The 24,351-nt window shown below is 40.8% G+C and carries 22 protein-coding genes and 1 tRNA gene; 11 read left to right on the forward strand and 12 right to left on the reverse strand.

Annotated elements, in window-relative coordinates:
- Positions 1-20 precede the first annotated feature (20 nt).
- The 11 genes from LCH52_07865 to LCH52_07915 all read left to right on the forward strand — a co-directional run bounded on the left by LCH52_07865 (position 21) and on the right by LCH52_07915 (position 13,034).
- Positions 21-293 carry a hypothetical protein gene (locus LCH52_07865; protein MCA0388396.1) on the forward strand — a complete coding sequence of 91 codons (273 nt, stop codon included), beginning with the start codon at positions 21-23 and terminating at the stop codon, positions 291-293.
- Positions 290-715 (forward strand): 3-dehydroquinate dehydratase, encoded by a 426-nt coding sequence (locus LCH52_07870; protein MCA0388397.1) that lies wholly within the window; start codon positions 290-292, stop codon positions 713-715. The genes LCH52_07865 and LCH52_07870 overlap by 4 nt, the downstream gene beginning before the upstream one ends.
- 12 nt (positions 716-727) lie before the next feature.
- Positions 728-1,408 carry an HAD-IA family hydrolase gene (locus LCH52_07875; protein MCA0388398.1) on the forward strand — a complete coding sequence of 227 codons (681 nt, stop codon included), beginning with the start codon at positions 728-730 and terminating at the stop codon, positions 1,406-1,408.
- Positions 1,409-1,479: 71 nt separating this feature from the next.
- Positions 1,480-1,911 (forward strand): MerR family transcriptional regulator, encoded by a 432-nt coding sequence (locus tag LCH52_07880; GenBank protein ID MCA0388399.1) that lies wholly within the window; start codon positions 1,480-1,482, stop codon positions 1,909-1,911.
- A gap of 4 nt (positions 1,912-1,915) precedes the next feature.
- Positions 1,916-1,992: transfer RNA gene (locus tag LCH52_07885), tRNA-Pro, on the forward strand.
- Between the two features lie 86 nt (positions 1,993-2,078).
- Entirely contained in the window at positions 2,079-3,557 is a 1,479-nt protein-coding gene (purF, locus tag LCH52_07890) for an amidophosphoribosyltransferase (GenBank protein MCA0388400.1), read from the forward strand.
- A complete protein-coding gene (locus LCH52_07895) occupies positions 3,547-7,761 on the forward strand; it encodes a S8 family serine peptidase (GenBank protein MCA0388401.1) in 4,215 nt (1,404 codons plus the stop codon). Before purF ends, LCH52_07895 begins: the two co-directional genes overlap by 11 nt.
- Positions 7,761-8,321 (forward strand): CDP-alcohol phosphatidyltransferase family protein, encoded by a 561-nt coding sequence (locus LCH52_07900; protein ID MCA0388402.1) that lies wholly within the window; start codon positions 7,761-7,763, stop codon positions 8,319-8,321. The genes LCH52_07895 and LCH52_07900 overlap by 1 nt, the downstream gene beginning before the upstream one ends.
- Positions 8,318-9,259 carry a signal recognition particle-docking protein FtsY gene (gene ftsY, locus LCH52_07905; protein MCA0388403.1) on the forward strand — a complete coding sequence of 314 codons (942 nt, stop codon included), beginning with the start codon at positions 8,318-8,320 and terminating at the stop codon, positions 9,257-9,259. The genes LCH52_07900 and ftsY overlap by 4 nt, the downstream gene beginning before the upstream one ends.
- 45 nt (positions 9,260-9,304) lie before the next feature.
- Positions 9,305-10,186: a hypothetical protein gene (locus LCH52_07910; GenBank protein ID MCA0388404.1), complete on the forward strand. Its 882-nt coding sequence runs from the start codon at positions 9,305-9,307 to the stop codon at positions 10,184-10,186.
- Positions 10,187-10,232: 46 nt separating this feature from the next.
- Positions 10,233-13,034: an insulinase family protein gene (locus tag LCH52_07915; protein ID MCA0388405.1), complete on the forward strand. Its 2,802-nt coding sequence runs from the start codon at positions 10,233-10,235 to the stop codon at positions 13,032-13,034.
- A gap of 149 nt (positions 13,035-13,183) precedes the next feature.
- On the opposite strand, the gene LCH52_07920 is transcribed toward LCH52_07915, so the two are convergent.
- From LCH52_07920 to LCH52_07975, 12 genes are all read right to left on the reverse strand, one after another.
- Positions 13,184-15,118 (reverse strand): chloride channel protein, encoded by a 1,935-nt coding sequence (locus LCH52_07920; GenBank protein ID MCA0388406.1) that lies wholly within the window; start codon positions 15,116-15,118, stop codon positions 13,184-13,186.
- Positions 15,012-15,863: a 3-hydroxybutyryl-CoA dehydrogenase gene (locus LCH52_07925; GenBank protein MCA0388407.1), complete on the reverse strand. Its 852-nt coding sequence runs from the start codon at positions 15,861-15,863 to the stop codon at positions 15,012-15,014. Before LCH52_07925 ends, LCH52_07920 begins: the two co-directional genes overlap by 107 nt.
- Positions 15,864-15,873: 10 nt before the next feature.
- Positions 15,874-17,052 (reverse strand): acetyl-CoA C-acetyltransferase, encoded by a 1,179-nt coding sequence (locus tag LCH52_07930; protein ID MCA0388408.1) that lies wholly within the window; start codon positions 17,050-17,052, stop codon positions 15,874-15,876.
- An 11-nt stretch (positions 17,053-17,063) separates the two neighbouring features.
- Positions 17,064-18,200, reverse strand: a complete 1,137-nt coding sequence (locus LCH52_07935) for a hypothetical protein (protein MCA0388409.1) — start codon at positions 18,198-18,200, stop codon at positions 17,064-17,066.
- A 23-nt stretch (positions 18,201-18,223) separates the two neighbouring features.
- Positions 18,224-18,445, reverse strand: coding sequence for a DUF2795 domain-containing protein (locus LCH52_07940; protein MCA0388410.1), 222 nt, complete (start codon positions 18,443-18,445; stop codon positions 18,224-18,226).
- A gap of 18 nt (positions 18,446-18,463) precedes the next feature.
- Entirely contained in the window at positions 18,464-19,405 is a 942-nt protein-coding gene (locus LCH52_07945) for a M23 family metallopeptidase (protein MCA0388411.1), read from the reverse strand.
- Between the two features lie 81 nt (positions 19,406-19,486).
- Positions 19,487-20,485: an HPr(Ser) kinase/phosphatase gene (gene hprK, locus LCH52_07950; GenBank protein MCA0388412.1), complete on the reverse strand. Its 999-nt coding sequence runs from the start codon at positions 20,483-20,485 to the stop codon at positions 19,487-19,489.
- A 4-nt stretch (positions 20,486-20,489) separates the two neighbouring features.
- Positions 20,490-20,807: a ribosome-associated translation inhibitor RaiA gene (gene raiA / locus LCH52_07955; GenBank protein MCA0388413.1), complete on the reverse strand. Its 318-nt coding sequence runs from the start codon at positions 20,805-20,807 to the stop codon at positions 20,490-20,492.
- A gap of 16 nt (positions 20,808-20,823) precedes the next feature.
- Positions 20,824-21,720 carry a tyrosine-type recombinase/integrase gene (locus LCH52_07960; protein ID MCA0388414.1) on the reverse strand — a complete coding sequence of 299 codons (897 nt, stop codon included), beginning with the start codon at positions 21,718-21,720 and terminating at the stop codon, positions 20,824-20,826.
- Positions 21,721-21,742: 22 nt separating this feature from the next.
- The gene (ybeY, locus tag LCH52_07965; protein MCA0388415.1) at positions 21,743-22,180 is read right to left on the reverse strand and encodes an rRNA maturation RNase YbeY; all 438 of its coding nucleotides are present in this window, start codon (positions 22,178-22,180) and stop codon (positions 21,743-21,745) included.
- Complete coding sequence (locus LCH52_07970; protein ID MCA0388416.1) at positions 22,177-22,734, reverse strand: gamma carbonic anhydrase family protein; 558 nt, start codon at positions 22,732-22,734, stop codon at positions 22,177-22,179. The genes ybeY and LCH52_07970 overlap by 4 nt, the downstream gene beginning before the upstream one ends.
- 16 nt (positions 22,735-22,750) lie before the next feature.
- Entirely contained in the window at positions 22,751-24,340 is a 1,590-nt protein-coding gene (locus tag LCH52_07975; GenBank protein MCA0388417.1) for a S41 family peptidase, read from the reverse strand.
- Between the last annotated feature and the right edge of the window lie 11 nt (positions 24,341-24,351).

The raw sequence follows: 24,351 nt of genomic DNA on the forward strand, positions 1-24,351 counted from the left end.
AGATTATTAAATCGCTGTAAATGAAGATAAAAGAAAAAGAGTTGGAATCACTCATCAATGAACTCAAGGATCTGGCATTCCAGCTTGGTGCGACAGTCAGATTTGAGAAAGGTGACTTTAGGGGCGGGTATTGTATCCTGAAGGAATCGAAAGTGATAGTGATCAATAAAAATGCCGGTGAACAAAGAAGAGCGAATATTCTTGCTTCTGCGCTTAAAGATCTTGGCGTTGATTCAATTTATACTTCACCGAGAATCAGGGAATTTATCGATTCAATGGCGGAAATGAAATGAAAATTGCGGTTATCAACGGGGCGAATCTCAACCTTCTCGGTGAAAGGGATGAATCAAAATACGGCTCTACGACTCTGGCATCGATTGAGGCAAAACTGAAGACGACATTTCCTGAAATCGAGTTCGTCTTTTTTCAGAGCAATATCGAAGGAGAGATCGTCGAACAACTTCAGAAATTAAGAAAAGAAGATATTCACATAATAATTAATCCCGGTGGTTATGCCCACACTTCAGTAGTGATCAGAGACGCTCTGGAGCTTATCAAAACCATTAAAGTGGAAGTTCATCTCTCCCATTTGGCAAACAGAGAGGACTTCAGACAGAGACTTGTGACTGCGACTGCCTGTGACGGTTATATTTCGGGCTTTAAAGATACAGGATATGTTGCTGCCGTTGAAATTATTAAAGATTTCGTAAAATAAAAGAGGATTTAGATGATTAAAGCTGTGATTTTTGATCTTGACAACACACTCGTGGATTTTATGAAAATGAAACGGTTGTCAATAGAGGCTGCTCTTACAGCAATGATTGATGCCGGACTAAAGATGGACCTTTCAAGTGCATCCGCGGAAATTGATCTGATTTATAAAGAGCAGGGGATTGAGTATCAACAGGTTTTTGACCTCTTTCTTACCAAGCAACTTGGCAGAATCGACCATAAAATTTTGAGTGCGGGAATCGTTGCATATCGAAAAGCAAGGGAGGCAAACCTGATTCCTTATCCTCATGTCTATTCGAGTTTAAATCAACTTGTTAAAATGGGAATTAAACTGGGGATTCTTTCAGATGCGCCGAGCAAGGAAGCCTGGCTGAGACTCGCTTATTTAAATTTCCACCATATTTTTGACGAAGTGGTTACATTCGATGAAACCGGGGAGAGGAAACCAAGTCCGGTTCCTTTTAAAGCCATCTTAAGAAAATTGAATGTCGAGCCCGCAGAGGCTCTAATGGTCGGCGACTGGGCAGAAAGGGATATTGTCGGTGCTGCTAATATTGGCATAAAGACTGCTTTTGCCAAGTATGGAGACACATTTAATACCCCGTTCCACAACGCTGATTACGAATTAAACGATTTCTCCGAGATTCTTGACATTATCAGCAAAGAGAATAATTAACCGTCAGAATATTGAATTTTGCTTTGTCTGACTATTTTTATACATTTGTAATCTAAATTTTTACGGTTCTGATGAAAGATTTTAACATCAAGAAGCTTTACTATTCGATTAGTGAAGTCAGTAAAATAACCGATGTGGAGCAATATGTGCTCCGTTTTTGGGAAAATGTTTTCGAGCAACTGAGACCTCAAAAGAACAGAGCCGGGAACAGAATTTATACCAATAAAGAAATCGAAACCATACTTTTTATCAAAAGTTTGTTGCGGGATCAGAAATATACTATCGAAGGTGCTAAAAAGGTACTTGCCGATCAGTACAAGGGAAAAACCCCGTCACTTGAAGAACTCAAAAGAGAAGAGTTCCAGGTTCATGATGATGAGCCTGATGAGAGCAGTCTTTTTGAAGCTGATCAGGAAAAAGAAGTATCCGATGATAAATCGGAACTTTATAAAGATCTGGTTGAGATAAAAAACTTTTTGGAAATATTAAGAACAAAACTTTAATTTTCGGAACGTAGCGCAGCCCGGTAGCGCACTACTTTGGGGTAGTAGGGGTCGCGGGTTCAAATCCCGCCGTTCCGACCATTTTATTCATCTTTTCTACTCGATTTTGCCTTTTCTACCTGCCTCGTATTTGGTAAATTTGACATCTCTTAAAAAAAATACACCTGATGGAAATTACAATTAGCAAAACAAAGTGCTTTTGCGGGATATTTGGTATCTCCAACAATAAAAGTGCCTCCACTATGACATACTACGGACTTCATGCCCTCCAGCATCGCGGACAGGAAGCCTCCGGAATAGTTACCCATGATATTGAAAACAGTAAAGATGTCTTTAAAGTTATAAAAGGCGAAGGTCTTGTATCCGAGGTTTTTGACGATTTCGACTTTTGGAAACCTCAATTAACCGGAAATGCTGCCATAGGTCACAACAGATATTCCACAACCGGTTCCTCAAACTCAAGAAAAAACATTCAACCTTTCCTTGTAAATTATCATTCAGGAAATCTTGCCGTCGCACACAATGGCAATCTTACAAATGACAAAAATTTAAGAGACTGGCTTGTCTCGGAAGGCTCCATTTTTCAGACTACATCTGATACGGAAGTGATTCTGCATCTGATTGCAAAAAGCAAGCAAAAAGATCAACGGGAACAGGTAATTGAGGCGCTCAATTTCCTTGAAGGTGCCTTTTCAGTTGTTATTTTAACTGATAAATATCTGGTTGCCGCAAGAGACAAATCAGGTTTTCGTCCTCTCTGCCTTGGAAAGCTGGAAGGATCTTTTGTCGTCGCATCCGAAACATGTGCTTTTGACATCATTTCCGCAGAATACATCAGGGACATCGAACCGGGTGAAGTGGTATTTATTCCATTATCTGATGAATCCGCAGAGTTGGAGGTAAGGCACCTGAACGGGAAAACGAGCAGTAAAAAGCAATGTATCTTTGAATACATCTATTTTTCCCGTCCCGACAGCATGATTTTTGGGCACAATGTAGATAAAGTTCGCAGGAGACTGGGAAAGATACTCGCCAGGAATTTCCCCGTGGTTCCAGAAGAGAAGGATGACAAGGTCATCGTCATAAGTGTACCAGACAGCTCCAATACAGCAGCACTGGGATATGCTCGCGAACTGGAAAAGCAGGGTATCAACGCAAAATTTGAAATCGGATTATTGAGGAGCCACTACATCGGGCGAACATTCATTGAACCCGGTCAGGAAAACAGGGAACTCAGGGTTAAGATAAAATTCAATCCTGTAAAAGGTGTTCTGAAGGATAAAATCGTTGTAGTTGTTGATGACTCGATTGTAAGAGGTACCACTTCAAAGCAGTTAATCAATCTGATAAGGGAAGCCAAACCAAAGGAAATTCACCTCAGAATTTCATCACCTCCGATAATGCATTCCTGTTTTTATGGTATGGATTTCCCTTCAAGGGAAGAACTGATTGCATTTTCGATGGATGGCAATGTGGAACGAATCCGTGATTATATCGGAGTTGATTCCCTTGGTTATCTCGATATCAGCCATCTGTATGAGGCTGTGAAGGAAGACAGTCCCGATGACTATTGTACGGCTTGTTTTTCAGGTGATTATCCCGTAAAAGTTGATTTAAATTTCTCCAAGGATCAGTATGAAATTTAGCAGGATTGTATTATTCTTCGTTTTAGTCATTGTGAGTCAGGCGTTTTCGCAAAAAATAATTTTCGTCAAATACAAGGCATCTGTTCCATCCTCCGAAGTAAAAAGCAGACTGGATGCCTCAATAAAATCAATCATCGCAACTGATGCTCCGTCAAAGGATCCAAAAATAACGATTGCTCCCTTTGCCAAAGGACTGGCAGAAAGAATTCCTGAATTGTCCCGAATTGTCGCTGTCAGAATTTCTGATGAACCTCTCGCTCAAACTGTAGCAAGTGCGTTGAAGGAAAATTTCGAAATCGAATATGTACAGGAGGGGTTGACTTACAAAATTGATTACATCCCGAACGACAGTCTTGTAAATCAGCAATGGGCTCTTTCAAAAATTGGTGCGTTTGAATCGTGGGCAATTACTGAAGGCAGAGATACAGTGATAGTCAGTGTCATTGACACGGGTATTGACTATAAACACCCCGACTTGAAAAACAAGGTGTTCATTAACAAAGGTGAAACCGGAAAAGATCAACAGGGGAGAGATAAAAGCTCCAATGGAATAGATGACGATAACAACGGTTTTGTTGATGACTACATGGGATGGGATTTTACAGACAGAACGGGCTTTCCGTTTGATACAACAGGGGGTGACTATCTGGACTGGGATAATGATCCGATGGATGAAAACATATACTCGCATGGAACAGCCGTGGCGGGAATCATTGGTGCCGAAACAAATAATTCTTTCGGAATCGCGGGTGTTGCTCCGGGGATAAAAATACTCAATTTGCGATCATTCGATCCTCAGGGGTATGGTGAAGAAGATGATGTAGCAGCCGCAGTGCTTTACTCGGTCCTTATGGGAGCAAAAGTAATAAACATGAGCTTTGGAGATTACTCATATTCACATGCACTCAGGGATGTCGTAAGATATGCATATTCGAAAAATGTTGTACTCGTTGGAAGTTCCGGTAACTCAAATTCACCTGATCCTCACTACCCCTCAGGATACAGCGAGGTGATTTCAGTCGGAAACTCAACCTCTGAAGATTATGTAGCAGGAAGTTCGAACTATGGTTCCACTCTTGATCTTGTGGCACCAGGTACCCAAATCAAGACGACCTCCCGTAACTGGAATTATACAGATTTTAACGGTACCTCGGCAGCGGCACCTTTTGTAACCGCTTCGGCAGCTTTGATTCTGTCGAAAAAGAGCTTTTCGAATGAAGAAGTGAAGCAGATATTAAAATCGACCGCTGATGACATAGGAAATCCGGGTTGGGATATCAGAGCAGGAGCCGGGAGACTGAACCTTTTAAGAGCACTTAAAGTACTTGCGCCATCTGTCATCAAATTTAATTTCCCCGTACAGGACTACTCAACTTCTTCAGACACTCTAAAGATTAATGCGACAATCCTTTCTTCCTACTTTAAATCTTTCTCGCTTGAATATGGTACCGGATTAAACCCAGTTTCCTGGACAAATCTTGTCAGCGAAAGGCAAAATCAGGTTTCTGAACAAGTCATCTACACCTTCCCGATAAAAAACTTAAAAGATACAGTCTATACACTTCGGCTTAAAGTGGAACAGACAAATTCTTTTACTGCTGAAGAAAGGGTGAATTTCCGTATCAAAAGATCAGGAACAAAAGGTGAGCTGATTTCACTTCTGCCGGCTTATTATGGCGATAGACCGACTTTTATGGCTGCTACTTATACAGAAGACCCGGCAATTGTCAAGATGTATTATAAAAGAAGTTCAGAATCATCTTTCAGTTATGTTACACTTGACGGATTTTCGACCAACACCGGTTTTGTGAAACAACTGCACTATGGATTTATTCCCAGGTCGCAAATATTCCCATCAGAACAGTATGATATCTATTTTGAAGTAACGAATGAAGGTGGATTCAAGACTGAAATCAGGGATACTCTCGACAGATATTTTAGGCTGAACAGCGGAGATCTGTTCAGGACCTATGAAAAAGCTCAAAAAACTTTTACACTTCCTGCCGGATATATTTTTGATAAATCGATTCTGCTACCCGGAAACAAAAAAGGTGCACTCATCAGGGAAGTAATGTCACCTGAAACGACCAAACTTTACAGATTTGAGAATGACAAGTTTGTAACTCTGGAGACTGATACTTTAAATCGCAAAATAGCCAAAGACTATGGCGATTTTAACAAAGACGGGGTAACAGATCTGCTATCTCTTTGGGGTTACTCTGCCCACATTCATAAGCAGGTGAACAATACGGGGACATTCCAGCTCGCTACATCGGCTGATACAAGCTATTTTTGGCCCATAGGTGTGTTTGATCTCGACCGGGATAATAAAAATGAACTGTTGGCTGTACGAAACGATACTACTGTGGTTGTTTACTCAATTAATTCAGATTTATCGCTGACTTACAAATCAAGATTTTACAATCAGTCAGGTATGGGTTTCGGCGGAAATACATTTAACTCGCCATTTCTGGTTGTCAAAGATATTGATGGTGATTCAAAAAACGAAATTATCTTCACGGATTCTGACGGTGATATAGTTGTAATGAAGGTAAATGCAATAAACGACATTAAAACCGATAAAATCATCAGAACCGGTTACATGTCGTCATCCTCCTTTATTGCTTCGGGAGATTTTAACAGTGATGGAAAAGAGGATTTAGCCGTCCTCCTTCAAGCCGTTCCCGATGTCGATGTTGCTCCTTATAACAGAATAATAATTTTCAATTTCGCCGGAACCAATCTGAATATTTCATATGATAATGCTTTTATTGATCCTGCTGTGGAATTTAAATCCACTTTCCAGCGGGCATCCAATTCACTTAAGTTTTATGATATCGATAGTGACGGCAAGCAGGAACTGCTCCTGTTTACATATCCTTACGCATACATCATTAAAAGTCAGGGATTGAGTGGTGAAATTGTTTCGTATGACGAGAATGTAAATACCAATGCAATTCTAATCGAGGATTTTGACGGAAATGGAATTGCCGAAATAGCTTATCCATATGGAAACATCATCAAATTTTTTGAGTTCAACCAGACCACTTCGTTTGCTCCGACTCTGACCTCCGCATTCAGTGTGGACAATTCAAAAATCAGGATCAGCTTTCAGGGTTCAGCATCGAAATATTTTGTTTACAGAGGGCTTACAGAATCCGAACTTGTTCTTTACGATTCCACGACTTCCCAGTTCTTCAATGATACCGGTGTGGAGCTGAATAAAAATTATTATTACAAGGTTGAAGGTGTTTCTGGCACCCGTAGAGCGGCCTCCAAAGTGATTAGAGTATTTCATCACTCTCCGGCAAAATATTCTTCTGCCTCTGTGAAAACTCTAAATTCTGTTGAAGTTTTGTTTTCGAACAAGATGAGAAAAGAGATTGATAATCCCTCGGGTATCCACCTGATCAAGGGAAATGAAAAAATCCCGCTTTCCTCCTACACTCCGTCGGGAGAGAATGCTTTCCTTTTAACTTTTTCCTCTAACTTTAATACCGGTCCCAACAGGGTTCTAATTTCAGGACTTACTGACAATTACGGCTCACCCGTTAGCTCGGATACAGCAACTTTTACTTATACTCCCGGAGTCGTTACAGAGAGTTTCTTTATAGAAAGCTTCAAAATTCTCGATAATTACACAGTTTCGATCAGAATGAATCTGGATTTGGATCCTGCGACTGCCGGTGATGTCTCTAATTATTCATTTTCACCCGATAACAAAGTGACTTCCGCGACCGTTTCCCCAACGGATAAGAAGACGGTTATTCTTAGTCTCAAGGGGTCAAAACCGGTCGGATCTTTAGGAAGGGAATACACCCTGACATTGAAAAACATCAGATCGGATGCCGGATCCGGAAACTTGTTGATAAATTCAAACTCAGGTGCTACTATTGTTCTTACAGCCACGGCATCCAGTCTCGAAGATATCTATACTTTCCCGAGTCCCGTGGACAAATCAAAACACAGGAGCGTCACATTTGCAAATCTTCCGCGGTATGTGGATATAATTATTTTCAATCTTGAGGGAGTCAGGATTGCAGAGTTTTCGGAAAATGACGGAAATGGTGGAGTGGACTGGAATCTTCTGGACTCTGACGGCAGGGAAGTGCCTTCCGGAGTATACATTTACCGGGCAACTATGACTGATGGAAAAAAGAATGAACTTGGGACAAAAACCGGAAAGATTGCAATAATAAGATGATGTTCGGGATCGAAAAAAAACACTTTTTCCAGGTATCAAATCTTTTGAGTCTTTCAAGACTCTTTGGTTCATTTCCGCTGATATGGTTTTTGGTAAATCCCGACATTCTTGGAAGGCCCTTAACTGTTCTGCTGGTGTTATTAATAAGCATCACTGATTTTTTTGACGGCTATTTTGCCCGAAAATTTAATCAGGTTTCGGAACTGGGGAAAATTCTTGATCCTCTCGCTGATAAGGTGCTCGTAATTTCGGTTTCAATCACATTCTATATCACTGGTATACTTGATCCGGTGCTTTTCTTTGTGATTGTGGCAAGAGATCTACTTATTATGCTTCCGGGTCTATTCCTAAGCAAAAGTATCGGAAGTGTGCCACCCTCCGATTGGTTGGGTAAATGGACATTTTTCTTCATCGGTTCATATCTCATTCTTGTTTTTTTACAGTTGAGTGAATCCCTGCTGTTCATGCGAATATATTATTACTCACTGATTGTGTTAATAATCGCATCCTATCTAAACTATGTTATAAAAGCTATAAAAATAATAAAGAGTAAAAAATGAGTTTTATTAAGAATTTTAATTTTGGAAAACTAAAAGACGGGCTTTCGAAAACACGGGACAAAATATTCAATAAAATTTCTGAAACAGTTACAGGCAAGGCTGTAATTGATGAAATTACACTCGAAGAGATGGAAGAGATTTTGATCACTTCAGATATCGGATATGATCTTGCAATGAAAATTGTTGATGAAGTTCGGAAAAAACTTAAGTCAGAAAAAGACCGTTCCGGAGAAAATGTATTGGCAGTTGTAAAGGCAGTTCTTGAGGAAGAACTCGAGCACTCACTCTCTTCAAAGGAGTATGTTCCTGATGTTGAGCAACACAAACCTTTTGTTATCCTTATTGTAGGTGTAAATGGAGCAGGAAAAACCACCACGATCGGAAAACTTGCCCATAACTTTAAACTATCGGGCTGGAAAGTAGTTGTTGGAGCTGCAGATACCTTCAGAGCTGCGGCAAATGAACAACTCGAAATATGGGCTGACAGAGCTGGAGTTCCAATTATTTCCAGACACCAGGGTGCAGATCCCTCCTCGGTTGCATTTGAGACAATTCAGGAGGCTATCAGAATCAATGCCGATGTGGTAATGATAGATACTGCGGGCCGACTTCACACCAAAGTGAATTTGATGGAAGAATTGAAGAAGATCAAAAATGTGATTTCCAAAAAGCTGCCTGATGCACCAAATGAGATATTTTTAGTGGTTGACGGTACAACAGGTCAGAATGCCGTGCAACAAGGGAAGGAGTTCTCAAAAGTTACCGAGCTTTCTGGCTTGATAGTTACAAAACTTGATGGAACTGCGAAAGGCGGGGTAATCTTTCAAATTTGCAGGGAACTGAAAGTACCTGTAAGGTATATCGGAGTTGGTGAGGGGATAGAAGACCTTCAGAATTTCGACCCCCGGATGTATGTTGAAGCAATTTTTTCAAAGTAAACCAGAGAATAACTTCTGAACCTGCCTGAAAACAAATATCTGATAATCAACTCCCTCTCCGGTAACGGAAGAGGCAGGAAGTTTGCCGGACTGATCGGGCATTCCGGTTTAATATCCGGATTACGGGTTTTTCTTCCAAAAACTCTCGACGAGGCTTCAAGATACTACAATGATTTAAACAGGAGTGATAGCCACATTTTCCTGGCAGGAGGTGACGGCACATTTAATTCTCTCGTGAATCTTGTTCCACCACCTTACCGTTTCTCTTTATCATTAATACCCACAGGATCCGGAAACGACCTTACCAAATATTTTCATCTTTCAAACAACCCTGTCGATGTTCTAAATGCAGCTTTGGAGGCTTCTGAATCAGTTGCAATGGATGTATGGGATTTAAGAATCACATTCGCAGATGGTAGTGTTGAGAAGAAAAAATTTATCAATACCTCGGGGATAGGATTCGACGCCTATGTTGGTAAATTGAAAGAAAAGAAGAAGTTCCTGACCGGGATGACGGTTTATATCATTTCTCTTATTCAGGCACTATTCTCTTATACACCTGTCAGATACAAACTGTCCACAGGGAATGGAAAGAATTTGAGCGGCGAAGCCATGTTTATCACGACGGGAAACGGAATCTTTTCAGGTGGAGGTTTTAAATTGACACCCGACGCAAAAGTTGATGATGGACTGGCAGATGTTTGTATCGTCGAAAATATGTCCCTGCCCAGGATTTTTAAGAATCTGCCTAAAGCAATTACAGGCTCTCACCTTGGATTGAAAGAGGTAACTTGTTTTACAACAAACAATTATACTATCTCACTTGATGAACCGGCATACCTGCATCTTGACGGAGAATCATCTGCGGATCTGGTCAAAGAAATCAGATTGTCAATCTCACCACACAAATTAAATGTCATATATTAAGTTTTTACCCTGCCGATCTGTCTTAATTAAAAGGACTTTCCGTACCATGCAACTGACAAAATTATCAATCTTAACCATATTTCTGTTCGCGATCAATCTTTTTCCTCAGTCCGCTACGGATTCAATTCCAAAACATCGTTCCGTTTTGGAAGGGACTCTCCCAAACGGTCTAAAGTATTCAATACTTAAAAACAGATTACCTGAAAAAAAGGCTGAACTGCGACTGGTGATATTGACAGGTTCATTGAATGAGCGCGATGATCAAAAAGGGCTCGCACATTTTACTGAGCACATGCTGTTTAATGGAACAAAGAATTTCCCTGGAAATAAAGTGATCGATTTTCTTGAGCTTCTCGGTATGAAATTTGGTCCTGAAATAAATGCCTACACTTCGACAGAAGAAACTGTGTATATGCTCACTGTGCCTACAGATCGTGAATCGATTCTTGATTCTGCTTTTATGGTGCTTTCCGACTGGGCGTTTCAAGCGACTTTCGACTCGCTGGAAATCGAGAAGGAGAGGGGAGTGGTGCTTGAGGAAATGCGAATGGGTAAGGGTGCGGAAGGGAGAATCAGGGACATTCAGTTTCCTGTTCTTTTCCATAACTCAAGATTCGCACAGAGATTACCGATCGGAGATGAAAATATTCTAAAGTCTTTTCCACACAAGGCTTTGACAGATTACTACAAAGAGTGGTACAAGCCGGAATTAATGTCGTTGGTGGTTGTGGGTGATTTTAAAGCCGGGGACATGGAAAGACTCGTCAAAAAGTATTTCGGGTCTTACAGTGCCTCTGAAAGCCCTAAGAAGCGAATTATTTATGAAGTTCCGGATCATAAAGAGAGACTTTATTCAATCGTTGGTGACAAGGAAACCACCTTGAGCAATGTGGTGATAGTGAATAAGCGTCCAGTGCTGAAGGCTAATACTGTGGCTGACTATAAAAAAGGGATCATTCACCAGATTGTCGGTTCCATTCTTAGTGAACGACTGTTTGATATCTCTAAATCAAGCAATTCACCACTACAGAATGGTGGGGGATATTCCACAACCCTTTCTTATAATAAAGGTGCGTTCGTTCTCTACGCCACTTCCAAAGAAAATTTAATCGATTCGTCTTTTTCTCTTCTCCTTCTCGAGGGTGAAAAAATGAAAAGATATGGTTTTACTAATGAGGAATTCTCACGGGCAAAGGAAAATCTTAACGCATCGATGGACAATTATTACCGGGAGAAGGACAACCAGTATTCCTCCGGTGTAGTGAATGCCTTGCTTGATCAGTTTATTAATGATGCTATTTACACAGATATTGAAACGGGTTATAAGATTTACAAGGAAATTGTACCACAGATTACACTTGCGGAATTAAATAAAATTGCCTCAGAGCTGATCACTGATTCGAATATGGTCACTCTTATATCATATCCGGAAAAAACAGGGGTAAAGGTTCCAAAAAAGGAAGATCTTGAAAACATCTTCAAATCTGTTTCCACGATGGAGATTGTAAAACCTCAATCAACTGAAGTAAACAAGCCGCTAGTGGAAGTGGAACCAAAACCCGGCAGGATTCTCTCAGAGGAAAACCTTGATGTGTATGATGTAAAATTGCTGACTTTGAGTAACGGAGCTAAAGTTTATCTTAAAAAAACCGCGTTGCAAAAAGATGAAGTGCTGATGTACGGTTTTAGCAGAGGCGGTCTATCCAAAGTTGAGGAAAGAGACCTTGTTTCAGCAAATTATGCCACTTCGATCGTCGAGGAATCGGGTTTGGGTGATTTCAACCTTACTGAACTTTACAAGAAACTTGCAGGAAAAATGATCTCTGTCCAGACTAATGTGACCGAGCTTTATGAGGAAATTAACGGACAAAGTTCGGTTAATGATCTCGAGGATTTCTTTCGGCTGGTGTATCTCACATTTGAAAAACCGCGTCTGGATACGATTTCCACCGCAAATTTTATGGAAAAACTAAAAAGTTATCTGATAAATGAAGGACTTTCACCCGATAATGTGTTTTATGATTCAATAGTTGTGGCTCTGTACAACGACAACCCGCGCATGAAACCGATGAGTATCGGTCGCTTCGGTGAAATAAATCAACAAAAGGCATATCAGATATTCAAGGAGAGATTCAATTCAGCAGGCGATTTTACTTTTGTTTTTACAGGAAATTTCGATGAAGATGTTATTAAATCACTTATTTGCAGGTATATAGCATCCCAAAAAAGTGTTGAGCATGAAGAATGGCTCGACAGGGGAGTCAGATATGCGCAAAATGGTGTTGAGAAAACTGTGAAAAAAGGGATGGAAAACAAGGCAACAGTTTTTATAGCCTTCCCGGGAAGGTACAACTGGAGCAGAAAAAGCAATCTTGAATTGACAATTCTGCAAAAAGTGCTTGATGTTAAGCTTAATGAGGTTATTCGGGAGGAACTTGGCGGAAGTTATTCTATTTCAGCCGGTGTCAGTTTTAATCAGTATCCTGAATCGCAATTCAATAATACTGTGTTTTTTAATTGTGACCCTGCCAGAAAGGAAGAACTTACCGCAAAAACCGTGTCCATTATCGATTCTTTAGTTCAAAACTTCAATGATGAAACAACGCTTCAGAAGGCGAAGGAAAATGCTCTTAAGGAACGCGAAGAAGTTTTCCAGACGAACGGAGGCATACTTAACCTGATCAGTTCACACGCAATGAGCGGTTCTGATTTAAAAGGATTCGCAGAAGGAAATGAGATCATCAGAAAGATGACACTACAGGATATTTCAGAGATGGCAAAGAAAACCTTTAACAAAAAATCGATGTTAAAATTCTACCTGATTCCGGCAGTTGAAGTGAAAAAGTAATTCCATGATTGAATGGCAAATATTTGTCTATAAAACCACGGATGCGGGGAGGTGGTATGAAAATAACCGCCAGTAAAGCCTCTGTTACTCGATATTACTTTTAGTTTACATAATATACATTATAGGACATTTAAAAGGTCTTAAAACGGTTAACTTGACAGATCAAGGTTCTTCTCTGCTAAAAACAACTCATTTTGATATACTCTGAGTATTTTTTGTTTTGAGACTACCCCAATGAATTTATCATCGGTGTCGTACACCGGAAGAAATTCCAAATCAAAAGTCTCCATCATTTTCAAAGCATTGTCAGCATTTTCAAGGTCACTTATCTTTGTGAACCTTTTCTTCATCAAATCTCCTGCAATTAAAAACTCCATTACGGCCGTGGTCTCTTCATCAAACAGAGATTTTCTCAAATCTGTGTAAGATATCACACCTTTTACTTCACCCGATTTATCGAGTACAAGAAGCGTCTCATACTGGGAATTTCTTAATGACTCCACAACTTTTTGGTAATTGTCCGATTCCTGAATAAACTCCTTGACTTCTTCAACAATAGCGGAAATCTTCATTGATTTTAATACCGAGCTTTTTCTGCCGTAGACATCGAGTCCCGTGCCTTCCTTGCCAAGTCTTAATGTGTAAAGTGATCCTTTCAGGATTCCTTTGGAGATCATGGTTGAAATAATAATTGTGAGCATCAGAGGCAGGATAATCTTATAGTTGTTTGTCATTTCAAACACCATAATAAGAGCTGTGAGTGACGCGTGAGTCGTACCGGCAACAACCGCACCCATTCCCACGAGGGCGTAAGCTCCCGGAGCTGCCGGTACCTGTGGAAAAAGAATGTTTACAACCTGTCCGAATGCTCCTCCGAGCATGGCACCAGTGAACAGACTGGGAGCAAATGTTCCTCCATGCCCGCCGGATCCGACAGTAAGTGAAGTAGCAAGTGGTTTTAGCAAAAAGAGTAAAATCATCAACTCGAGCGTATTCTGGTTATAGAGTGATTTATCTATTGTTTGCTGATTGAAGCCGTATATTCCCGGTAACAATACGCCGATGATGCCAACCATCAAGCCTCCGATTGCCGGCTTTAGAAATGTCGGTACTGTAAGTTTGGTAAACATTTCATCGAAATAAAAAATCACTTTGACGAAGTACACTGCCATCAACCCCGAAAGTATTCCCAGAACAATGTAGAATAAAAACTCGGAGTTACTGTTCAGATTGTAAACGGGAATTTGAAATGCCGGTTCCTCCCCGATGAATCCTCTTGAGATAACTGTGGCAAAGACCGATGACACTATAATCGGACCTAGTGATCTGGAATTGAAAGTCCTGAGAATTATTTCCATTGTGAAAATTGCACCACCTAAAGGTGCATTAAAAGCTGCCGAGAGACCTGCTGCGGCACCACATCCAACGAGAATACGCAATCTGTCAGAAGAGAGGTTCAAAAACTGACCAAATCCTGAACCAATTGCAGCACCTATTTGAACGATTGGTCCTTCTTTTCCACCGGCACCACCGGTACCAATGCTTATAGCTGTCTGGACTGTTTTAAGAATTGCGACACTTCCCTTAATAATTCCGCCTTTTGTCGCCACAGCGAGAATTACATTCGGTATCCCCTCCCCTTTTTTACCTTTTTCGAAGACCATGGCTAGGGTGCCGACAACAAGTCCGCCGATTGCCGGTACCAGTATAACATACAGGACCCCGGGGACGGTATCAGGATAGAAAGTTTTGAAGCCGGAAATTATTTCCGGGGGAAGAAAAAAGAAAAGGTCTCTGATCAGGTTAATCGAAAAATGAAAAATAACGGCGCCGAAACCGCATAAAACTCCGGTAACAGCGCCTAAAAGAAGTGTGTATCCATCTTGAGTAAGATCCCAGTTATACGATCTGACAGGAATCTTAAGTGCATAATATTTGAGTACCGCTGAGATTGTGGCAATCCAGCCAACTCTTCTATTACTGGTACTTATAGAACCCTTCCCCCGATTTCCTGCCGAGTTTGCCTGCCGCCACCATCTTTTTGAGAAGTGGACACGGCCTGTATTTCGGATCGTTAAATCCAAAATAGAGCACATCCATTATTGCAAGACAGACATCCAATCCGATGAAATCAGCAAGTGTAAGGGGTCCCATGGGATGATTCATTCCCAGTTTCATAACTGAATCGATATCTTCCTTTGAAGCAACGCCTTCCATTAAACAGAAGATGGCTTCATTGATCATAGGCATTAGAATTCTGTTCGAAATGAAACCCGGATAGTCCTGAACTTCAACCGGGACCTTCTGAAGTTTTAGTGTCAACTCTTTTATGGTCGCGTAGGTTTCATCGCTCGTGGAGTAGCCGCGAATAATTTCCACGAGTTTCATAACAGGTACGGGATTCATGAAATGCATTCCAATGAATCTGTCAGCTCTTGTTACGGGTGCAAGTTCCGTAATCGAAATGGAGGAAGTATTGGATGCAACTATTGCATCAGGTTTAAGAAAGTTCTCTAAAGTATTAAAAATACTTAACTTAACATCCTTGTTCTCAAAAACAGCTTCGATGACAAGATCAGAATCGGGATCAATATTCTCAACCCCGATCAATGTGCTTATATTGGCAAGCGCTGAACTTTTTGTCTCGGAGGAAATTGTTTCCTTTTTCACCATTCTTTCAAGACTTGACGAAATATTCGCTATAGCTCTGTCAAGAAGCTCCTGTCTGGTTTCCACGAGAGTGACCTTGAATCCGTTGATTGCAAACACGGTAACGATTCCATTACCCATGGTACCGCCACCAACCACAGCGACTTTGTTAATATTCATGTGATCTCCTCTATTCGTATTTTTTGACGATCATTGCGGAAGCTTCACCACCACCGATGCAGAGGCTTGCCAGACCGTAAGTGGAATTGCGTTTAACCATCTCGTGGACAAGTGTTGCTACAATTCTCGCACCGCTTGCCCCGATCGGATGACCAAGAGCAATGGCTCCACCATTAACATTTGTGTTCTCAGTTGAAATACCTGTCAATCTGTTTACAGCAATGGAAACGACAGCGAAGGCTTCATTAATCTCATAGAGGTCGATGTCTTTTACAGTCAGGCCTGCTTTGTTCAATACTTTGTGTATTGCGTCAGCCGGTGCAATTGTGAAATCAACAGGAGCTTTAGCTGCAGAACTCTGGGCTACAATTTCGACAAGTGGTTTATAACCCAATTCAAGTGCTTTTTCTTCAGACATCACCAAAACGGCAGCGGCTCCATCGTTCAGATTACTTGCATTTGCAGCAGTTACCACACCTTCTTTATCAAAGACGGGTCGCAGGGTAGGAATTTTTGCGAAATTGGTCTTTTCAGGGTCTTCATCTTTATCGATGATGGTCTCTCCTGCCTTGGTTTTTAGTACCAGTGGAACCATCTCCTCCTTAAATCTGCCTTCTTTTTGAGCAGTCTGTGCTTTTGTATAGGAGTTGATGGCAAACTCATCGAGCTCTTCTCTTGTGATAGTCATGTTTTTTGCACATATCTCAGCACAATTTCCCATGTGAATCTTGTTGTAAACATCTGTGAGTCCATCAAGCAGGACTGAATCAAGAATCTCGCCGTGACCATACTTAAATCCGTTTCTCCCTTTTGGAAGAAGATAAGGAGCATTGGACATTGACTCCATGCCTCCAGCAATTATTACATCTGCATCACCGGCAAGAATTGCCTGATGTGCAAGCATTATTGCTTTTAAGCCACTGCCGCACATTTTGTTTAATGTCATGGTTTCAACAGTATCGGGTAATCCGGCATAAATCGCAGCCTGGCGTGCGGGAGCCTGTCCCTGACCTGCCATGAGCACATTTCCGAATATTACTTCATCCACCTTCGATTTATCGATGCCTGATTCCTCGAGCACTGCCTTAATTGCAAAGGAACCGAGTTGTGCTGCGGTAAAAGATGCAAGAGTGCCACCGAATGAGCCGATTGGAGTCCTTTTTGCGTGAGTAATTACTACTTTTTTCATTGTAATGCCTTTCATAAAAGATAAATTTTTTCAGATCTGATCTCTTCCTGGATCAGGGATGCTAACAGAAACATGATATTATAGGAGGCTATTTGCATGTTAACATTGTTGTTTTCAATAAAATAAAGGATTTTTTCAATCGAATCGATCGCCCTTGTGGGGTCAAGTTTATCATATCTGACCGAAAATTTTTCAAAAGTGTCCATATGTCCCGAGTAAAACAAACCCTCCCGGATACCCGCAAGATAGCGTTTGTAATCTTCAAACCAGTACATCACGAGATTAAAAAAGAGTCGAAACAAGTCACTGTCGTTTTCCGTTATGACCTCTTTCAATTCCATTTGTGCAGACCGGAATTTACCACTAAGGGAGTTTCTGAGGAATGACACAACCGTTGCCTGCCTGTCTACGAGATTTTTTTCTTTCAGGTATAAAGCTCGTGAGACAGATCCACCACTTATTTTCCCCAATATTTCTGCTTCATGATCTTCAACATCAAAATATCTGTTAAGGATCTGCCCCACATCCTCGGGGAATAACGGACGAAATTCGAGGGGCCAGCATCTTGAACGGATGGTCTCCCTGAGCATTCCCGGCTCGGAGGTTGTAAGTATAAAAACAAAGCCTTTGGGTGGTTCTTCAAGATTCTTCAGAAGAGAATTTTGTGCGGGCTCATTCATCAGATGGGCATCTGATATCAAAATAACTCTGTAACCCGAGGTGTCGCTGGACAACGATAGATATCTCGTAATCGATCTGATAGACGAGATTTTGATATCATTGGCTTTTGGAATTTTTATGTGGTAGTAGGGATTCGCTTCTTTTTTGTGAAACTCCTCCTGGATGAATTCTATGTCTGTTTGTGCGAGCCTGTCATATGGACCATCGTCAGATGATTCATTTTTGCCTACAGGTAGAGGGCAAATAAATTTTATCACAGGTTCCTGAATGGAATCACTGTGTGAAAAAGATGGAAGACCGTCAGAGATAGAGTTTAACAGATTTGCAAATCTGATAGCCATAAAATCTTTCCCCGTACCGGCGGGTCCCGAGAAAAGGAGGGCTTGCGGAAATTTTTTATTGGTCAGAAATCCGGTAAGTATTTCCTTAACGGATTCCTGACCATAAATACCACTGAACGGATCCATTATCAGAGGGAATTACACTTCACTCAATACTCATCGGTATTGAAGAAGTAGTCTTCGTCAGTAGGATAGTCGGGCCAGATATCTTCAATTGATTCATACGGTTCATCGGAGTCTTCCAGTTCCTTCAGGTTTTCGATAACCTCAAGCGGAGCCCCGATGCGTTCTGCATAATCAATCAATTCCTCCTTGGAAGCGGGCCAAGGAGCATCTTCGAGATAAGACGCCAGTTCAATTGTCCAAATCATATATTGATCCCTATTTTGTTATTTCTTCGATTTCTTGTCAAAATTGGCTTTTTCCTCGTCAAAGAAAAAATCAGCCGGGTTTAAATGTTCGCCGTTATAGATAACTTCGTAGTGAAGATGGGGTCCTGTTGAGAGCCCTGTGCTTCCTACAAGAGCGATTAGCTCACCTCTGGAAATCTTGTCCCCTTTTTTTACTAAAAGTTTGGAACAATGCCCGTACAGAGTTTTGTAACCCGAGGCATGAGCAATAATTACACAAAGTCCGTAGCCGCTGAAATTATCAGCTCTTTCCACGATTCCATCTGCAGAAGCGAAAATCTCCTGTCCGTAGGTGGAACCCATATCGAGTCCTGTGTGGAACTGCGGCCTTCCTGTAATCGGATTTTTACGCGGACCAAAACTTGTCCGGTTAAAAGAAGCATCCAACGGCTTTATTGAGGGTATTCCCCTGAGGTAGCCGGTCTTGTCGACGAATGCTGTTGAAATTTCCTTGTTGATTCTCGACTGAAGCTCGAGATTGTTTTCGAGCAGTTTCAATAATTTGGAGGCATCTTCAAGACTGCCGTAAGAAGCGGATGCCAGCCCTCCTGTTAATTCGTAGGATGCAAGGGTGTTGTCAATTTTGAACAGGTCTTCATCCATTCTGGGAAGGTCGGCAATCTCCCGGATTTCATTATTCAGACTTATTACTGTTGAGAGTCTCCCGTTGACACGGGCAATCTCCTCTTTCAGCTCTGTGAGCTGTTTCTTTAATTCTGCGTTTTCGACAGCGAGCCCTGAGGAGTTTTCGTTGTCACCTGATACCCCCGGAAAGAATCCGGATGTGAGTAGAATGATAAATTGAAAAACAAAAAATGTAACAATAACTGGGAAAATCGATTTTGCAGGGGGTAATTTAAATGTGCGTATTTTAAGTTCTCGTCTGGAGATAAAATAATATCTGCTCAGAAAATTGCGCATAGAGTCTTGAATTTAAAGAATAAAAAAAATAAAAATTTGATGTACAAAACTAAGAAACTGACACTCTTAAACAAGACATATTTACTCGAAATCGTGCTCAAAGTAGTCAATTCCGCGGGTAAAATTATCCCCCGAGGGGCTTTTCAATCTTCTGTCCAGTCGGTCTCTGAATATCTTTGCACTGTCGTAGCCATAATGCTTCAACAGATAATTTAGCGCGATGACTTCAGTGATTACTGTAATATTCTTGCCGGGAACTATCGGGAGGGTTACATATGGCAGTTCCACATCCATAATTTGAGTGGTCGTATCATCCAATCCTGTCCTTGTGTATTCGTGTTCGGGGTCCCAAATCTCGAGATGGACAATTACTTCGATTCTCTTCTGATACCGGATTGCACGGATTCCAAACATTTTTTCCACATTAATCAGACCAAGACCCCGGATTTCCATAAAATGTTTCGAAAGATCGGTTCCGGAACCCATGATTATTCCCTCTCCCTTTTTGGTAGCGATCACAACATCGTCGGCAACAAGCCGGTGACCCCTCTCCACCAGATCCAGAGCGACCTCACTCTTCCCTACTCCCGATTGACCCGTGAAAAGGATTCCCACTCCGTAAACATCAATCAAGGAAGCATGGATGGATGCCTGGGGCATAAACTGGTCGTCGAGGAAATCACTTATAAAGAAACTTAATCTCGTTGTGGAATCAGGTGAACCGAATATCGCCACACCGTATTTCTCCGATAACTCGAACATTTCAGGGAACGGTTGAATGTTGTTGGTGATGATTATGCAGGGAATGTCAAATTTGAAGATATTCTCGATGGTGGTTTTTCGTTGTTCTTCAGGTATGGACAACAAATATCTGATCTCAGTATTTCCGAAAATCTGAATCCTGTTGTACGAGAATAAATCAACAAACCCGGCTAAAGCCAAGCCGGGTCTGTGAAGATTAGGTTCTTTTATTTTCTTTTCAAATCCACGGGTTCCCGTGAAATTTGTGATTTTAAATTTACCGGTTGTTCTGTTAAAGAAGAACTCAACAGTAATGTGGTCTTTTTTAATCAGTTCCAATAAATTACAACTCCTGTTCGGTTTTCTTTACAGCGTCTCTTTTTGTTTTTCTTTTTGTGATCTGTTTTTCGATTTTTTCCACGGCGGCTTTTAGTGCCTTGCCGTACTCGTCAGCTTCATCTTTGGCAGTTAAAACTGTTCCTGGGAGTTTAACTATCAACTCAACTTCCTTGATGCTATCCTTCACATTTTGATAGCTCATGATCACCTCGACATCAAGAATTTCGTCTGAAAATTTCTGTAATGAGAGAACCTCTTCCTTAATCAGATCTTTTAAGGTGTCTCTTGCGGTGAACTTTCTTGCTGTTATCTGTATATTCATGGTACCTCCCGAATAATTATGACTTTGGGTGAGCTTTTTTGTATATACTTCGCAACCGTTCGATACTTACATGCGTATATATCTGTGTGGTTGAAAGATTTTCATGACCTAATATCTCTTTTATTGCCAGTAAATCCGCTCCATTGTCCAGCATGTGGGTAGCAGAACTGTGTCGCAACACATGAGGACTTTTTTTCTCAATCTCGGTAACCACCGACAGGTAACGGTTGACCAGCCGGTAAACATATTTTACATTTATACTATTTCCAAGATGATTAATCAGGAAATACGGACTGACAGAGATTCCAATTCTAATATCGTAATATTTTTTCAGACAATCAAGGGAAACTCTTCCGACAGGGACAATTCTAACTTTTGAACCCTTCCCTAAAACTCTTATCGATCCTTTTAGGAAATCGATATCCCCGGTTTTTACTGAACAAACCTCTGAAACACGCAAAGAACATCCATAGAGCAATTCAAGAATTGCTTCATGGAGAAGAATTTTAAATTGGTTTTGTTCGAGAGTTTGCGATACAGAGGCAGCTTTTTCAAATTCCTTTTCAGAGATAATCTCCGGCAGTTTTCTTCGAAATTTTGGATTCTTAATGTCTTTTATAAAGTTATAATCAATCAACTCACGATCCAGCAGAAAATCGAAAAACATCCTTAGCGTCGTCATTTTTCTGGCGATACTGGATTTGTCAAGATCTCTTCCATTCATGTGACCAACATATCTCTTGACAACTTTTATGGAAACATGTCGCAAGGATTTGATTTCAAGTTCATCACAGAAAGTCCTGAACTCTTGCAAGTCATGTCGATATGCTGTCAAAGTATTCTGAGAAGTCTTTTTTTCCAACTCAAGATAAGCCAGAAAAGCTTCACAATTTTTATCGAGGTCAGTAATCACAGAATATAAAAAAGTTGCTTGATTATATAATAAATAATTTTGGATAAAGCAACTCTACGAGATGATCTTCCTCACTCTTCATGATTTTTTTCTTCTCATCCGTCGTGTCATCGTAACCGGTTAAATGCAAAATCCCGTGAACGATGAGTCTCAGGAGCTCACTTTCCACCGAAACACCAAATTCTTCGGCATTTTCTTCAGCAATTTCACTACAGATAAGCAATTCGGCATCTATTTTGCCATCTTCGTCTCTGTCATACTCGAAGGTAATGATGTCTGTGGGATAATCGTGATTAAGATGTTCTTTGTTTATTTCCCGAATAATCTCCTTTGTAACGAAAGAAATTTCAAGATAAGAAAAATGAAAGTCCTTAATTTTCGAGACCTCATTCACAATGGTTTTTACCAGTGTTTTTGTGAGCGCTGGTTTCGAATGAATTTCGACATCAATATTTTTCATTGCAAGTCCTTTCTAATATCATTCAAAATTGATATTTCACTTTCTTTTGCAATCTCAAAATAATGATAAGCACTTTTTTCGAAATAAGCAAGTTCTTTCTCAGTTAAATTGCGAATTATTTTTGCAGGTGTTCCTGCATACATAAATCCCGATTTTATTACCATCCCGGGAGTGACGACAGAACCCGCGGCAACGATGGAGTTTCTCTCCACTAGAGCACCATCGAGAATGAGGGAACCTATTCCGATTAGAGAATAGTCTTCAATGGTGCAGGCATGCAGATTGGCGCTGTGACCTACTGTAACGAAACTTCCAATTTTCAATGGAAAGTTTTCACCTGTTACATGAAGGATCGAACCATCCTGAATATTAGTAAACTCCCCAATGGTGATTGACTGAACATCGCCTCTAAGAACAGAGTTATACCACAAAGAGGAGCATTTCCCAACCGTAACATCCCCTATTATTCGTACTCCGTCAGCGATAAAGACGGAATCATCGATTTGAGGAAATTGACCTCCGTAAGAGCAGATGGTGGCTTTTGAATTTTTCAATCTAAATATATCTCCTCTATCTTAGTTTTGCAATTTTTGCCGCTTCAGGAAACAGTTTCAGAGCTTTGAGTACAACATCATCATGTTTCATGTAAACGAAATAGAACCCTTGCTGGTTCCAGATGTAGCGGGCGACCTCGGCTTTAATTCTGTTTTTCATGTATGAAATGCTGGCAGGTGAATTTTTGATATCTGATTCAAGATTTATCTCACCTGCAAAAGCGAGGAATGAATTTATATCACCCTGACTGAATTCAAATTTACTCTCAAACCCACTCACATCCTTAAATTCATTTTTAATTCGATCACCATTTTTTTCAAACCACAAAAGTGCAGCCTGTGAGTAAAAGTTGTTTCTCAGGAGAGCGTAAGCCTCTTTTTTGTCTTCAAAAACACCGGCAGCCACATCAGGGGTTATCCCTCCCCCGCCATATACTTTTCTTTTATCCGGTGTAAGATAAGAAGGAAGATGATTTACAGAGTCTGAAAGGGATTCGTTTTCAGAATCTTCCCTCTCCTCCACTTCCTTATAGTAGTCTTCTCTATCTTCGTAATGCCTTTGTATGGATCTCCCCAACGGGGTGTAATATTTCGCGATTGTGAGTCTGATGGCGGAACCGTCGCCAAGAGGCACCTGCTGTTGGACAAGGCCCTTCCCGAAACTTCTTTCTCCGATGATAAGACCCCTGTCCCAATCCTGAATTGCTCCTGCGAGTATTTCCGCTGCTGATGCACTCGACCTGTTGATGAGGAGAATCAGAGGCATTTTTTCGAACGGAAATGCAGTCTCAGCTTTAAAAACTTCATTCGCCTGAGAAATTCGTCCTTTTGTCGATACTATTACTTTCTCTCCATCTATGAAGTAATCGGCAATTTTAACCGCCTCATTCAGATATCCACCCGGATTATTACGCAAATCGATTACGATCTGCTTCATTCCCTTGGCACGAAGTGAATTCAGCATATCCAATACTTCAACGGATGTTTTCTCACCAAATCTTACAATGTTAAAGTAGCCTGTTATCGAGTCGAGCATGAATCCCGCTGTGACAGATTTAACGGGAATCTTTCCTCTTCTTATCGATTTAACAATTAAATCCTTTTTTCCATACCTCAAAATGGAGATATTTACAGTGGAGCCGGCTTTCCCTTTTATTCTTTTCCTGATCAGATCAGTTTTTATTTTCACTGCAGAAGAGTCGCCAATTTTAATAATTTTATCACCCGGAAGGAGACCGGCTTTTTCACTTGGACCCCCCGGCATAACAGAAATTACATTGATTGTGTCTTTTATCAATTGAAATTCAATCCCGATTCCTTCGAACTCACCCTTCATTTCCTCTTCACTTCCTCTGACCTCATCATCGGTCAAATAGACACTGTGAGGGTCAAGTTTTGAGAGTATCCCCTCTATTGCGTTCCTTCCAAGTGTCGAATCGGAGAGTTCATCAACATATAATTTTTTAATCAGATCGTAAGCCTGATCAATTTTATCCTTTTCACCTGTGGCAAAGAGGCTCCCGTTACCGTAAAATCGCTCGTACAGCATGAAGAGTGAGAGGAGAACAACGATCACAATAAGTGATTTTACAACTTTATTATCCATTTTTTACCAGA

This window comes from Bacteroidota bacterium (assembly GCA_020161395.1).
Classification (GTDB): Bacteria; Bacteroidota; Ignavibacteria; order Ignavibacteriales; family Ignavibacteriaceae; genus UTCHB3.